This window comes from Acetobacter zythi, assembly GCF_963921165.1.
Taxonomy (GTDB): domain Bacteria; phylum Pseudomonadota; class Alphaproteobacteria; order Acetobacterales; family Acetobacteraceae; genus Acetobacter.
Map to the genome: position 1 here is coordinate 163,480 of NZ_CAWUEO010000034.1, position 14,600 is coordinate 178,079.

Here is a 14,600-nt window from a genome sequence, read left to right on the forward strand (position 1 = left end):
CGAAAAAACTAAAGTAAACTCATGTCTGTTCATATTGGGTCCGAAACGAGGCTCGGATAGCCTGCGGGAGAAAACAGATACCTTGGGGATTTTTAAGACATGGCTGCAAACAGGTGGTTTATTGATAGTGAAACCGGTGTGCTGACAGATGTTCTTTTATGCCCGCCAGATTACTATGAATGGATTCCGAGCAACGACATCGCCATTCAGACCATGGCAGGCGGTGGCAGCATTGATCGCAGCATTCTGAGCAGCCAGTTCAATGAACTGGTCGCAACCCTTAAGGGGGCAGATGTTTCCTGTCATTTTCTCACACCGCATGAGGGCATGCCATACGAGGTTTACACGCGGGACAGCTCACAGACCACGCCTTTTGGCACGGTGGTCACCAGCCTTTCCCGCCCCGAGCGGGTGGGGGAAGAAAAGGAAATCCGCACGTTCTATGCACCAGATGAAATCTGGCGCACCTGCACCGCAGGCCGGATTGAAGGGGGGGATATTCATATTATCCGCCCCGGCCTTCTGGCTGTAGGGGTGAGTGGTGGACGCACGGATACAAAGGGTGCTGCCGAGTTTATCAGCTGGTTTGAAGAAGCAGGCTGGACCTGCCGCATGATCCACTTTCCCGAACATTTCCTGCATCTGGACGTTATTTTTTGCATGGTGGCGGAAAATCTTGCAATCGCTGCGGTGGACGTGCTGGACGAGGCTGATCTGGAATGGTTCCGTGAGCAAGGTATTCGCATTCTGCCTGTAACCTACCGCGAGGCCATGCGGGACATGGGGTGCAATGTGCTGGCGCTGGGGCGCGATCGGGTTGTAAGCCCGCGCCATTCCACCCGCATTAACGCCATGCTGCGCGCTGAAGGACTGAGCGTGCTTGATCCCGAGCTGAACCAGTTCTCCCGCGGTGGTGGCAGTATCCATTGCATGACCATGCCTTTGCGCCGTCAGTCTTTGCAAACGGCATAAAACAGCCAGTAAGGGAGCGGGGGCAAATGCCAGCACGGATTGTTATCAGCGCGGATGGCGAACAGGCGTTTGAGAGCTGGCGTCAGGCTTTCGCGGTTGTCGCTCCTGATCTGGATGTCTGCTCATGGTACGACCCCGCGTGGCAGGCTGGCGCGGATGATTACGCGCTGGTCTGGCAGCCCGAGCCTGAACATATGGAACGCCTTGCGGGCATGAAGGGTATTGTGTGCACGGGGGCCGGGGTGGACCACCTTCTTGCTCACGCGCATTTTCCACGCGCTGTGCCGCTTGTGCGAATGGGTGGGGAGCAGACCGCCCGCCTGATGGCGGATTATGTGCTGTGGGCGGTTATCGGCCTGCTGCGGGATGCGCGGACATGGGCCGTGCAGCAGCAGCAGGGCATATGGCGCAACAATGTGTGCAGCCGTACGTCCAGCACAACCAGAGTTGGCATTATGGGGCTTGGCCACCTTGGGGCCTATGTGGCGCAGGCACTGGCCCATGTCGGATTTTGTGTATCCGGCTGGAAGCGCACACCCGCCACGCTGGATGGTGTGGCTGTGTGGAGTGGTGTGGACAAACTCCCCAATTTTCTGGCCGAGCTGGATGTGTTGGTCAATCTTTTGCCCGCAACCCCCGCAACGGATGGGTTGATCAACTACGCGTTGCTCAGCCACCTGCCCAAAGGGGCGGGTTTTGTAAATGTGGGGCGTGGACGCCATGTGGTGCAGAGCGATCTGCTCCGCGCACTGGATGATGGAACCGTGTGTGGCGCGGTGCTGGATGTGGTCACACCCGAGCCTTTGCCGCAAGCAGACAGCCTGTGGCACCATCCGCGCCTGACAATAACGCCCCATGTCGCATCGGAAGCAGCGCGGGAGGTACAGGCCCGCTACGTGGCCGATGTGGTGCGTTGTCTGGCACGGGGGGAAAAACCCGCGTTGTTGTGCGATGTCACGCGTGGTTACTGAAAATACAATAGCTTGAAACGGGGAATGGACAGGATATGAGCCAGTACGCCGATCTGACAGTGAATGGACAGGCCCTGTGGCATGATCTTGTCACAACCGCAGCCTTTGGCGGAACGGAAAAAGGCGGTGTGTGCCGCCTTGCCCTGACGGATGAGGACCAGCAGGTTCGCGCATGGTTTGAGCAGACATGTACCGCACTGGGCTGTACGGTAAGCTATGATTCCATGGGCAACCAGTTTGCCCGCCGCCCCGGAACCCGCACCGACCTGCCCCCGATTATGATGGGGAGCCATCTGGATACACAGGTCACAGGTGGACGCTTCGATGGCATTCTGGGCGTGCTGGGCGGTATTGCCGTTCTGCGGACACTGCATGAAAAAGGGATAAGCACCGACCACCCGCTAGAGGTTGTAAACTGGACAAATGAGGAGGGTGCCCGTTTTACCCCGCCCATGCTGGCCTCTGGTGTTTTTGGTGGTGCCTTTACCGAGGAGTTTGCCGGTGGCAGGGCCGATGCGGCAGGCATGACCTTGCGGCACGAACTTGAGCGTGGTGGTTTTGTGGGTGCGGAAAAATGTGGCCAGCACCCGGCTGCGGCGTATTTTGAGCTGCATATTGAGCAAGGACCGGTGCTGGAGGCAGAAGAACGCACCATAGGCGTTGTAACGGGTGTGCAGGGTATGCGCTGGTACGAGGTTAGCGTGCGGGGGCGGTCGGCCCATGCCGGTACAACCCCCATGCCCATGCGTAAGGATGCCCTGCTGGCAGCAGCCCGCATGATCGAGCAGGTGAACGCCGTGGCACAGGCCCATGCGCCGGATGGGTTAAGCACAATTGGCATTATTACCGCACTCCCTGCCAGCAGTAATGTGGTCCCGCGGGAGGTGCGCTTTACTGTGGATTTGCGTAACCCGTCCGAACCGGTGTTGCAGACCATGGAAGAGGATTTTTTGCAGCGGATGCAAAACTGCGCGCGGGAAAACGATGTGCAGGTAACGGTGACACCAACATGGAACTCCCCAGCCGTACATTTTGACCCACGTTGTATTGCCAGCGTTAAGGAGAGTACAAAAGAACTAGGTTATACCATGCGCGATATTGTTTCGGGTGCTGGGCATGATGCCGTGTACGTCTCCCGTGTTGTGCCGACAGCCATGGTGTTTGTGCCGTGCCTGCATGGTATTAGCCACAACGAGGCAGAAAGTGCTACGCCAGAGGATGTTACAGCGGGCAGCAATGTTCTGCTGCATGCCGTATTGAAAGCCGACAAGGTTTTTTAGAAAATCTGTTTTTCAGTGTGTATTTTTGTATAATGCATGTTTGAGTGCTGTTGCCACAGCGGGTTGTCCAAAAAAAGGGATGGGGGAATTGAATGTCCTCCATCCCTTTTTTCATGTCTTGGGGTTTGGAAAAGGGGTTTATGGAAGCAGCAGGGAAACCTGTTCCATGGCTTTGCAAAAGACCTGCACATTACTGGCAGAGCCAACGGTAATTCTGGAGCATGTTGGCCATATATCCCAGCTCCGTCCAATTATCACACCGTTTTTCGCAAAGGTGGAAACAATCGGGCCGGGGGGCTTGCGCCAGTCAGCCATAATCATGTTGGCTTCACTTGGAATGGTCCGCACACCGTAATGGGTCAGGCAATCCTGCATGGTTTTACGGTTCTGTTTTGTTTCTGCCCGGCGTTTGGCAATTTCAGACGGGTCTTTCAGGCTGTCGGTACCAATGGCCGTTGCTGGAACAGACAGCATGGTTGTCTGGTAAATGCCATCATAACGCATCATTCTGTTTTGCAGGCTGGGGTGGGCGATGCTTAACCCCAGACGAAGCCCGGCCATGCCAAATAATTTGGAAAAAGTGCGTAAAACAATCAGATTACGGCACGACCCCAGCAAAGAGACAGCAGAGGGCGCATTGCTGAAGTGCAGATAGGCCTCGTCCACCACCAGAACGGAGTTTGCGGGAATATTGCGCGCGAGCCATGCAATATCGGATAACGGCGTTACGGTGCCGGTCGGGTTATTGGGGCTGCATATGTAGTACATGCCAGCATGCGGGTTGGCCTTGAGCATGGCCCTTACATCCGCCTTATAACCGTTGTCCGGGCGTAAAGGGACTTTGGTCAGGGGGATTTGCAACCATTCCGCAACGCCCCAGACTGTCTCGTAAGTCGGGTCGCAGGTTACAAGGCCCTGTGTTGGGGAACAGAAGGAAATGACCGTCCTGCACAGCGGGTCGCTCGAACCCGGCCACGGGGTTATGAGTTCTGGGGCAATATGGTCGTAGGCTGCGGCTGTTTCAACCAGTGTCTGGCGTTCCTGGCCCGTCAGGTAACGGTTGCCGTTCAGTAACGCTTTTTGCCCCGCAGGCAGTGCGGAGGGGAAAGGCCCGGTCCAGAATTCATTACCATTGAGCAAAATGGAGCCGGGCGGATAGGTCCCGCCAACGGGCAGGGTATCCGCACGGCTTCTGTGCCATGGCATGCCTGCTACAGCCGCACCTGCACCAAGCACAAGGGCAATGCGACCGATCTGCCTGCGCGAAAAACCACGCTCCTGAAACTCCTGCTGTGTTTGCGGTGGCAAAGGGGCTGCCATGGCGTGTCTCCTGTTGGAAAAAGGAAGAGATTACGGGCCAGCATATCTAGGGCTGGTGCAGACGAGCATGATAACCAGAGTAGAAGGGCCATGAAGGCAGGGAAAAGAGAAGAATGGAAAAGTTCACTTTTGTTGTAACGGATTTTGCCCGATATATTTCTTGATCGTATCGAAAAATAAGCCGCGAACACAAGCGCGGGGTCATAAAATAAATATATTTTGAAAATAAAGTGATCAGAGCAGCCGTTGTTTTTGCCGCATGTTTGATCGTCTGGAGGCTCAGTTATGGCAGAATGGATAATTCATTCTCCACACAGCGTCTTACACACTCTGTTGACGGTACGGGTGTCTATTCGTTGGCTCACTCCGGGTTTAACGCCGGAGTGGGTCAAGGGGCATCGCGCTTATGCCGCCCTGTCCGCACTTTACGTTGCGGACAGGCTTCAACTTCGCTTTCAAAAACTGAAAGACTGGTTTTAGTGCTGTTGTTTAAGCTTTTCGACAGCAGCTTTCAGGTCGTCCAGCGAGACCGCGCCGGGAATGATCTGCTGTTCGCCAATAATAAAGGTCGGGGTGCCGTCCAGATCAATCGAGCGGGCAAGGGCCACATTCTGGGCCAGAGCCGTGGCAACGGCGGGGCTTTTCATGTCCCTGACCAGCCGGTCCGCGTCCAGCCCGGCCTGTTTGGCGGCGTGGCGAATCCGCTCCACTCCGGGGGCGGAGGGGTCTGCCATAAGGGCCTGCTGGAACGGCTTGTAGCCATTTTGCAAGCCGGCCGCCACAATGGCCTGAGAATCCAGAACACTGTTCGGACCCAGCACGGGAATAACTTTTTCCACCAGTCTCAGGTCCGGTTCCGCCGCGACCAGTGCATCCAGATCAGGCAGAACCTTGCGGCAGTAGGGGCAGCGCGGGTCATAAAATTCGACCACGCTCAGGGTGCCGTGGGGGTTGCCCAGAACAATGTCGGTCGTGCTGTTGCCAAACTGCGCTTTGTTGTGGCGCACAACGTCCAGCGCGGATGTTGCCTTTTGTTCCGATGCCTTGCTCTGCATGGCGGCAACGGCATCGGTCAGGATTGTGGGGTCGGTTTTGAGTGCGTTGCGGACGATCGAGACAATTTCGGCCCGCTGGGCGGGGGTAAAGCTGCCATCGGTTGCAGCCTGCGCGGCGGTTTGCCCACCAAACGCAAACAGGATTGCCAGAGCGCCTGAGGCTGTCAGACGAAAGAGGGATGAGATCAGTTTCTGCATGGTGTCCTTATCCGTAAAACAGGACGCTACGGCGCGCACACCCCTTGGGGCAAGGGAATACAATAGTGTTCTGTGGGCATGATGCCACGCAAGTCTGTTGCTGACAGCGGGAAAGCAGGGTAATCCAGCTATGAGATTATTATAGAAAAAACGTCTGCCCGCCGGACGGGCCCAGAAGTGGAGAGAGCTAGGCGTGGCTGCCCGATTCAACAAACACCGTTCTGTCCTGTCCCGCACCGGTTTGTCCGGTCGTGCCCGCGCGGCAGCGCTTGCTCTTGCCCTGACCAGCACACTGGCCGCCTGCGGGGGGCCAGACCAGCATGTGAGCCAGCCCGTAGTGAGCGGGTTTGTGGGGGAAGTGGCGGCGGATGAGCCACGTGCGGCCCTGATCGCGCGCGATATTCTGGCCAAAGGAGGTAATGCGGCCGATGCGGCGGCGGCACTGGGGCTGGCGCTTTCGGTCTCTCTGCCATCACGCGCTTCTCTGGGTGGGGGTGGAGCCTGCCTTGCATGGCGTCCGGGCGAGTCCACCGGACAGGCATTTGTGTTTGTGCCCCAAGGTGCCAGTCAGGCCGATGCAAAGGCAGACAGGCCCGCATCCGTACCCATGCTGGCACGTGGCCTTTTTCTGATGCAGATGCGCTATGGCAGCGTGGATTTTGCAGACCTTATTGTGCCCGCACGGAACCTTGCCTCGCACGGGGTGCCCGTGGGGGGGCTACTTGCTGCGGATATGGCGGCGGTTCAGTCCTCGCTTTTGGCGGACGATAAAGTGCGTGCGGTCTTTGGTAATGACAGCGGGCATGTTCTTGCGGCGGACGACATACTCGTACAGACCCGTCTGGCTGGCGCGCTCGAACGCATGCGTATTGCTGGGGTGGGGGACCTGTACACAGGGGCTTTGTCCCAGACGTTTATTGAGGGCGCTCAGGCAGCAGGTGGTGGCCTGTCCTCCTCCGACCTGCGTGGGGATGTGCCCGTGGCGGAACCGCCCCTTACGGTACATGCTCGTGGGTTGGATATCAGCTTTCTGCCACCCCCGGCCGATGGTGGGCTTGGCATGGCTGCCGCGTATCTGGCTGGCGGTCATGGTGGGGAGCGTGTTGTGGCGGCATGGCGTGCCCGCCAGAGCGGCAAAGGCAGCAGCGTGAGCGTGGCCGATGCACAAGCACTCCTTAACTCTGGCAGCCTGTCCTCTGGCGGTGCGTTGCCTGCCCTGCCTGCCTCCACATCGTTTGTGGTAACCGACCGGCAGGGGCAGACCGTGGCCTGTGCGCTGAGCATGAACAACCTGTTTGGCACGGGCCGCATTGCGGGTTCGACCGGCATTGTGCTGGGGGCATCGCCCGTGCAAAGGCCGCAGCCATTGCTGGCAGCCGGTATTGTGCGCCAGGGTGGGGAGTTCCGTGCAGCAGCAGCGGCATCGGGGCAGAATGTGGCGGCGGACACGGCCGCTATTGCTCTACAGGCCGCGGTTGCCGGTGTACGCCCGCAGGTGACCAACGGTAATGGCCGCGCCAATTTTGTCTCTTGTCCGGGTGGGCTTGCCTCTGGAACAGGCCGGTGCTTTGGCTGGACAGACCCCAGAGGGTCCGGTCTGGCCGTGGGGAGTGCGCCGGTCGCCCATTAACTGCGGGGTTATCAGCCCTATGGGGTGGTTCGCCGGAATCCGGCGCCACCCTTGCTATGTTTTTGTTTTGTTCTATAATGGAACAAAACGGGTCCAAATTCTTAACGGGACTTGTGTCAAAACCGGGCTTTCGTGGCTGTGCGTTGCGGAGCAAATGTGTTTGTGGCAGGGATTCTAATACCTGAACGAACAGGTTTCAGGCCCGGGGCCGCACGGGGTTCTGGTCGGGTGTTCGGCTCATATGCTGAGGGAATGGTAGAGAATGGATAAGGCAAAGGCGCTGGAAGGCGCTCTTGGGCAGATTGAGCGGGCTTTTGGCAAAGGGTCCGTCATGCGGCTGGGCCAGCGGCCCAAGGAACAGTCAGATGTCATCTCCACCGGCTCGCTTGGGCTGGATATTGCTCTGGGCATTGGTGGCCTGCCACGCGGTCGTGTGGTGGAAATTTATGGGCCGGAAAGCTCGGGCAAAACCACTCTGGCCCTGCATGCCATTGCGGAAGCCCAAAAACGGGGCGGCACATGTGCGTTTATTGACGCCGAACACGCGCTGGACCCCGGCTACGCCAAAAAGCTGGGTGTGGACGTTGATAACCTGCTGATCAGCCAGCCCGATGCAGGCGAACAAGCGCTCGAAATTGCCGATACTCTGGTCCGCTCCGGTGCGATTGATGTGCTGGTGGTGGATAGTGTGGCAGCCCTTGTGCCCCGTGCCGAACTTGAAGGCGATATGGGCGACAGCCACGTAGGCCTGCATGCCCGGCTTATGAGCCAGGCGCTGCGTAAGCTGACCGGCACGGTTGCACGCTCGAACACGCTGATGATCTTTTTGAACCAGATCCGGCTCAAAATTGGCGTGATGTTCGGCAACCCCGAAACCACAACGGGCGGCAACGCGCTCAAGTTCTATTCGTCTGTCCGTCTGGACATCCGTCGGATTGGCTCGATCAAGGACAAGGACGAAGTCACGGGCAACCAGACGCGGGTCAAGGTGGTCAAAAACAAAATGGCCCCACCGTTCCGGCAGGTCGAGTTTGACATCATGTACGGCGAGGGCATTAGCAAAGTGGGCGAGCTGATCGACCTTGGTGTCAAGGCCGCTGTGGTGGAAAAATCCGGTGCGTGGTTCTCCTACGATAGCCAGCGTATTGGTCAGGGGCGTGAGAACGCCAAGCAGTTCCTGCGTGACCACCCCGAAATGGCGGCTGATATTGAACGCAAGGTGCGTGAACACGCAGGCGTTGTGGCTGAAGCCATGATGGTCGCCCCCGAGCATGATGCCGAGGGCGAGGACTAACTACCCAACAGCGCGGGAGAGCAGGCTGGCCTGCGGGTCGTAAGAGGCCAGAATGGCCTGCTCTTCCGCGCTGATCGCCTCTGGCGTAAATCCCTGCCGCGCCCAGAATTGCAGGGCATGGCGGGTGGAGGTCAGGGTGAGCACACCCAGCCCGGCCATGCGGGCGGCCTCTTGTGCACGGGTAATAGCCATTTGGGCGTACCCCCTGCCGCGCCCTTGCGGGGCAACCACCAGATCATGAATATACCAGCGGTCAGCCGGTGTGGGCAAAGAACCCAGTAAGGTATTGAGCGGAGGGGAGAGCAATCCCCGCCACGGATGGCTGATCAGATAGCCACCAAGCTGCCCATCCAGGAACAGGCTCAGGCAGCCTGCGGGGGCAAGGCGCAGGCGTTCGGCAAAAATATCTGTATCTTCGGGGTAGTCAGGGTGCACACTGGCGGCCAGTGCTGTAACGTGACCAAGATCATCTGGCGCCATCAAACGCCAGGTGGTATCTGCGCGCAAAGTGTTCATACCAAGGTTCCGCTGTTTATGCGTGGTGTTGCACGGAGCCACTTATGACTGAAAAGCAGAGATCATGACAGGGCGACTGAGACTGACATTGCGGGTTGATGCCGATGGACGTGCCGCATTGGGGCACGGCAAGGTCCGCCTGCTGGAGCAGTTGGCCGAAACAGGCTCCATTTCTGCCGCCGGGCGCGCCATGGGCATGTCCTACAGGCGCACATGGCTTTTGGTGGACAACCTGAACCAGCTTTTTGTGGAACCACTGGTCATGACCAGACCCGGTGGTGGGGGAGGCGCGTTCCTGACCGAAACAGGCAAAACCGTTCTGGCCCTTTACCGCCAGATCGAGAGCGATGCGGCGCAGGCAACCCGTTCGGGTCTCAGCCAGATGGAGGCTCTGCTCGCGCCGGTGGCGGAATGCCTCCAAAAAACCTTATCTGAGTGACAAATTGCATGGCGCAGGTACAATTGCGCCAGATTATGAGCAGGCAACAAGCGGGAGATTAAAGTGTCATCAAACGTACAGCGACGAGGGGTCATTCGGGCCGGGGCGGGCGTGACTTTGGCATCGCTCGTTGGTGGAGTCGCCCGCAAGGCGCGTGCGGAAGGGCTGAGTGGGGCCACCGGCAAGTTTGATGACAGCACCGTAATCCAGATTGCCCGCAGGCTGGCAAATGCGGAGTATCATCCACCGGGGCAGAGCCTGCCCAAAGCGCTGGATAACCTGACGTTTGACCAGTATCGCGGGATTGCCTACCGGCCCGACCGCGCCTTGTGGACGGGGGATAATCTGGCGTTCGACGTGGAGTTTTTCCCCCGTGGTTTTCTCTATCGCCCGCGCATAGAAATTTACGAGGTCAGGGACGGGCAGGCTGGAGTTGTGCCTTATTCCCCCGACCTGTTCACCTATTCCGACCCGGCCTTGCGGGTTACGGACGATCTGGGTTTTGCCGGAGTGCGGTTGCGGACGGCCATTAACACGCCGGGTGTTATGGAAGAGTTCTGCGTATTTTTGGGGGCGTCCTACTTCCGCGCCGTGGCCAAGGGGCAGGATTATGGGCTTTCCGCCCGTGGGTTTGCCAATGGCACGGGGGACCCAAAGGGCGAGGAGTTTGCCCTTTTCCGCGCATTCTGGCTGGAAAAACCGCAACCGGGCGTGCAGTCCGTGGTTGTGCATGCCCTGCTGGACAGCCCAACGGTAACAGGCGCTTTCCGCTTTACCATCCGTCCGGGCGACAACACCGTGTTTGACGTGCAGACAACTCTGTTCCCACGCGCCAAGATCGAACAGTCCGGTATAGCGCCCCTGACCGGCATGTTCTATTTTGATGTGAACGACCATAACCATGTGGATGACTGGCGTCCCGCCGCGCATGACAGCGAAGCCCTGCAAATGTGGACAGGTGCGGACCAGCAACTCTACCGCCCATTGCGGAACCCGCTGGACCTCCAGTTTTCAACTTTCTCCGATGTCTCCCCTCGTGGGTTCGGGCTGATGCAGCGCAGGCGCGCATTCCATGACTACGAGGATCTGGCCCTGCATTACGAAAGGCGGCCTTCCCTCTGGATCGAACCGATCGGGGACTGGGGGGCAGGCTGGGTTGATCTGGTGGAAATTCCCACCCCGAACGAAGTGAACGATAACATCGTCTCCTTCTGGCGGCCCAAGGAACCGTTGCGCGCGGGGCAGGAATACCACTTTACCTACCGCATGTACTGGGGGTGGGATGCGCCCTTCCCCACACCATTGGCCCGAATTGGGGCAACCCGCGTTGGCTCGGTGGTGGATAATAACGATGCTCGCTTTTTTGCCATCGACTTTATGGGCACACCCTTTGAGCATCTGCCAAAGGATACCCATTTCCATGTCACGCCCAAAACATCGGCGGGTAAAATCCAGAATGTGGTGGTCGAGCCTAATCCGGCGATCAATGGCATCCGCACGACCTTTGAATTTATTCCCGGAGACGCCAAGGTGGCGGACCTGAGTGCGGCGCTGGAAACCGATGCCGGTCCCATTTCCGAACAGTGGCTGTATCGGTGGACGCCCTGATTATGCCGGAGCAGAATACGGGCACGCACGTGCCGCCGTTTGAGGCCCTGCCCCCGGAAGCGCAACTGGATATGCCGGTCCAGAACCTGCAAAAACCTGCCAATATGGAAGGGCGCGGGCGGATACCCGCCACATCGCCCTCCAGTATTGCGTTGCGCCGCTTTTCGGTTATCGGGTCCGCTCTGGCACTGACCGCCTACGGTGCATGGCGCACACATATGGTTATGGACGAGGCCGGTGTGTCCGCCTTGGGCGTGATCATGCTTGTGCTGTTTATTACGCTGTTCATGTGGATAGCCCTTGCGTTTACCTCATCGGTGGCGGGGTTCTGCTCACTGGTTGCGCATGGTGGCCTTGGTCTTGGCATCCGCCGCACAGGCCCCCTGCCCCAGCTTACCCGCAGAACCGCCCTGTTGCTGCCAACCTATAACGAGCCTCCACACCGCGTTATGGCCGGATTGCGGGCTATTTACAGCAGTCTGGAAGAAACCGGACAACTGGCGCAGTTCGACCTGTTCATCCTTTCCGACACCACAAATCCGGATGTATGGGTCAAGGAAGAAGCCGCCTTTCTGGCCCTGCGAGAGCAGGTAGGCGGGCATGAGCGTATTTTTTACCGCCGCAGGCATAATAATGTGGAGCGCAAGGCGGGCAATGTGGGGGAATGGGTGCGCCGTTTTGGCGGTGCCTATGACCACATGGTTACGCTGGATGCGGATTCCGTTATGTCCGGTCAAACGCTGGTGCGCATGGCCGATGCCATGGAGCGTAACCCCGGCGTGGGGCTGATCCAGACTTTGCCCGTTATTGTGGGGGGCACCACTTTGTTTGCCCGGTTGCAACAGTTTGCGGGCCGGGTTTATGGCCCCATTATTGCATACGGCATTGCATGGTGGCACGGCGCGGAGGGGAACTACTGGGGGCATAACGCCATTATCCGCACCCGCGCCTTTGCCAGTCAGGCCGGTTTGCCCCATGTGCCGGGCAAGCCGCCCTTTGGCGGGCATATTCTGAGCCATGACTTTGTGGAAGCGGCTTTAATGCGCCGTGGTGGCTGGGCCATTCACATGATCCCGGCACTGGATGGATCGTATGAGGAAAGTCCGCCATCGCTGACCGATGTGGCCATTCGTGACCGGCGCTGGTGCCAGGGTAACCTGCAACACGTCAAGGTGCTGCCCACCAGGGGGCTGCACTGGGTCAGTCGTATGCATATGGTTGTGGGGATTGGTGCGTATGTGACCTCCCCCCTCTGGTTGGTGTTCCTGCTGACCGGGATTCTGATTTCGCTTCAGGCGCATTTTCAACGCCCCGAATATTTTGGGGATACCAAACTCCTGTACCCGCACTGGCCGCATGTGGACCCGGTGCAGGCTAAATACGTGTTTATTGGCACAATGGTTGTGCTGCTTGCGCCCAAGCTGCTGGCCTATATTGCGCTGCTGCTGGACCCGGAAATGCGGCGCGGCAGCGGTGGGCCGGTGCGCGCGGCCCTGTCCGTGCTGGTGGAAACATTGATTGGCGGCCTGATCGCCCCGATTGCGATGTTGATCCAGACATCGGGGGTGATTTCCATTCTGAGCGGTCACGATTCCGGCTGGAACACGCAGCGGCGTGATGATGGCGGGATTCCGTTTATGGAGGTGGCGCGCCAGTACGCGCGCTTTACCCTGTTCGGGCTGGTGCTGGGGGTTGGGGCATGGGTTGTTTCTCCTTCCCTGTTTTTTTGGATGACGCCGGTTCTGCTCGGGCTGGTGTTTTCCATCCCTCTTGTGGCGTTTACCAGTAGCCGGGGGGTCGGGCTTGGTTTCCGGCGGGCCGGGCTTTTGCTGGTGCCGGAAGAAACACACATGCCAGACGTTCTGCAAAAGCTGGAGCAGGAAGAGGCAAAAGACCAGACCCCAACCCTGCCAGATGATGCCCTGCGCGCCCTGCGGGCTGATCAGGCGTTGTGTCAGGCGCATATTGCCATGCTGCCAGCCGAGCGTAAGGCGGGGGACCCCATTAATGCTGACCAGCTTGTGGGGCTGGTCAAACTGGCCGAAGCACCCAGCCTGCCTGATGCGGAAAGCCGCCTGACGGTTAAGGAAAAAGCCGCCGTGCTCGGGAGCCGCAAAGGTGTGGACCTGATCCTGCATCTGCCCGAGTCGTAAAATTACAGCAGGGCAGGTGGTTCCATTAAGGAGGCAGGCGGGGGAGTAGGGTGTTCAGGCAATCCGCACCCCCGCGACCCAGACTTCCTGCACGTTCAGGTCAGCATCCATAACAACAAAATCGGCGCGTTTGCCTGTGTGCAGGGTGCCCCGGTCGTGCAAGCCAAGATAGTGCGCCGGGTTGCGGGTCAGCAGCACTGCCGCCTGATGCAAAGGAAGGCCTGCCTGCACAGCATTGCGCAAGGCGGTATCAAGGGTCAGCACGCTACCGGCCAGATGACCGCCGGGTAGGCGCACGGTGCCCTGCTCCACCATAACCTCCTGCCCACCCAAAAGGCTTGGGCCATCTGGCAGTCCGGCAGCCCGCATGGCGTCTGTTACAAACAGCAGCCGTTCGGGCATAACGCGCTGGGCCAGCCGGAATGTGGCGGGGTGGACGTGGTGTGTGTCAAAAATCAATTCGGCGTAGGCATCGCTGCACATCAGGGCGGTGGCCGGTCCGGGTTTGCGGCTTTCTATACCGGCCATGGCGTTGAACAGGTGGGTCGCACCTGTTGTGCCCCCTGCTGAACAGATATGGCAGATGGCCTGCTCGGTCTGTTCATACCCGGCAAGGGTGTGCCCAAGGCTGACCCGCACACCAGCGCTTGCAAAAAGCTGCATGGCTTCCTGAGCATGAGGGAGTTCGGGGGCAAGAGTAACAACCCGCACACAGTTAAAGGCCAGAACTTCTGCCACACGTGCGGGTGCAGGGGCCATGGCGTAAGGCGGTTGCGCGCCCAGCTTGTGGGGGCTGACAAAGGGACCCTCCAGATGTGCCCCATGCACATATGGCCCGTTTGGTAGGGTTGTACCACTTAGTTCGGCAATGGCGGCAAGGGCGTCCAGCACGTCCGCCCACGGGCTGGTAATGGTGGTGGGCAGAATGGTGGTGGTGCCATGCTGGGCATGGAAACGGGCCAGAGTGTGAATGGCCTGCACGCCGTCCATTGTATCAGCCCCGTTGCCGCCGTGTACGTGGCAGTCAATAAAACCGGGCAGAATATAACGCTCAGGTATGGCGGTGCTGTCCGGTATTATGGACTGCATATGTTGGGCAAAAGCAATACGTCCGGGCATAATGCGGTCGGGTAGGACAAGATGCCCTTTGAGTTCAGCCATGGT

12 protein-coding genes are annotated in these 14,600 nt (G+C 58.7%); 8 read left to right on the plus strand and 4 right to left on the minus strand.

The window, feature by feature from the left end:
- Nucleotides 1-99 precede the first annotated feature (99 nt).
- From AABE20_RS11060 to AABE20_RS11070, 3 genes are read left to right on the plus strand one after another with little or no spacing between them, the layout of a single operon-like run.
- The gene (locus AABE20_RS11060; RefSeq protein ID WP_338333109.1) at nt 100-972 is read left to right on the plus strand and encodes a dimethylarginine dimethylaminohydrolase family protein; all 873 of its coding nucleotides are present in this window, start codon (nt 100-102) and stop codon (nt 970-972) included.
- Nucleotides 973-998: 26 nt separating this feature from the next.
- Nucleotides 999-1,943, plus strand: coding sequence for a 2-hydroxyacid dehydrogenase (locus AABE20_RS11065; RefSeq protein ID WP_338333110.1), 945 nt, complete (start codon nt 999-1,001; stop codon nt 1,941-1,943).
- Between the two features lie 35 nt (nt 1,944-1,978).
- Nucleotides 1,979-3,223, plus strand: a complete 1,245-nt coding sequence (locus AABE20_RS11070) for a M20 family metallo-hydrolase (protein WP_338333111.1) — start codon at nt 1,979-1,981, stop codon at nt 3,221-3,223.
- A gap of 138 nt (nt 3,224-3,361) precedes the next feature.
- On the opposite strand, the gene AABE20_RS11075 is transcribed toward AABE20_RS11070, so the two are convergent.
- Both AABE20_RS11075 and AABE20_RS11080 read right to left on the minus strand, forming a co-directional pair.
- The gene (locus tag AABE20_RS11075; RefSeq protein WP_338333112.1) at nt 3,362-4,543 is read right to left on the minus strand and encodes an aminotransferase class I/II-fold pyridoxal phosphate-dependent enzyme; all 1,182 of its coding nucleotides are present in this window, start codon (nt 4,541-4,543) and stop codon (nt 3,362-3,364) included.
- A 476-nt stretch (nt 4,544-5,019) separates the two neighbouring features.
- A complete protein-coding gene (locus AABE20_RS11080) occupies nt 5,020-5,796 on the minus strand; it encodes a DsbA family protein (RefSeq protein ID WP_338333113.1) in 777 nt (258 codons plus the stop codon).
- Nucleotides 5,797-5,989: 193 nt separating this feature from the next.
- Here AABE20_RS11080 and AABE20_RS11085 point away from each other — a divergent pair, with 193 nt between their 5' ends.
- Together AABE20_RS11085 and recA are read left to right on the plus strand one after the other, a co-directional pair.
- On the plus strand, nt 5,990-7,426 hold the full coding sequence (locus AABE20_RS11085) for a gamma-glutamyltransferase (RefSeq protein ID WP_338333114.1): 1,437 nt from the start codon (nt 5,990-5,992) through the stop codon (nt 7,424-7,426).
- A 262-nt stretch (nt 7,427-7,688) separates the two neighbouring features.
- Entirely contained in the window at nt 7,689-8,720 is a 1,032-nt protein-coding gene (recA, locus tag AABE20_RS11090) for a recombinase RecA (RefSeq protein WP_338333115.1), read from the plus strand.
- Here recA and AABE20_RS11095 read toward each other — a convergent pair whose 3' ends face one another.
- Nucleotides 8,721-9,236 carry a GNAT family N-acetyltransferase gene (locus AABE20_RS11095; RefSeq protein WP_338333116.1) on the minus strand — a complete coding sequence of 172 codons (516 nt, stop codon included), beginning with the start codon at nt 9,234-9,236 and terminating at the stop codon, nt 8,721-8,723.
- Between the two features lie 64 nt (nt 9,237-9,300).
- On the opposite strand from AABE20_RS11095, the gene AABE20_RS11100 reads away from it, so the two are divergent.
- From AABE20_RS11100 to mdoH, 3 genes are all read left to right on the plus strand, one after another.
- Nucleotides 9,301-9,675 carry a winged helix-turn-helix domain-containing protein gene (locus AABE20_RS11100; protein WP_338333117.1) on the plus strand — a complete coding sequence of 125 codons (375 nt, stop codon included), beginning with the start codon at nt 9,301-9,303 and terminating at the stop codon, nt 9,673-9,675.
- A 63-nt stretch (nt 9,676-9,738) separates the two neighbouring features.
- Entirely contained in the window at nt 9,739-11,283 is a 1,545-nt protein-coding gene (locus tag AABE20_RS11105; protein WP_338333118.1) for an OpgD/OpgG family glucan biosynthesis protein, read from the plus strand.
- A gap of 2 nt (nt 11,284-11,285) precedes the next feature.
- The gene (gene mdoH, locus AABE20_RS11110) at nt 11,286-13,436 is read left to right on the plus strand and encodes a glucans biosynthesis glucosyltransferase MdoH (protein ID WP_338333143.1); all 2,151 of its coding nucleotides are present in this window, start codon (nt 11,286-11,288) and stop codon (nt 13,434-13,436) included.
- 54 nt (nt 13,437-13,490) lie between these two features.
- On the opposite strand, the gene AABE20_RS11115 is transcribed toward mdoH, so the two are convergent.
- On the minus strand, nt 13,491-14,597 hold the full coding sequence (locus tag AABE20_RS11115) for an N-acetylglucosamine-6-phosphate deacetylase (protein ID WP_338333119.1): 1,107 nt from the start codon (nt 14,595-14,597) through the stop codon (nt 13,491-13,493).
- Nucleotides 14,598-14,600 lie beyond the last annotated feature (3 nt).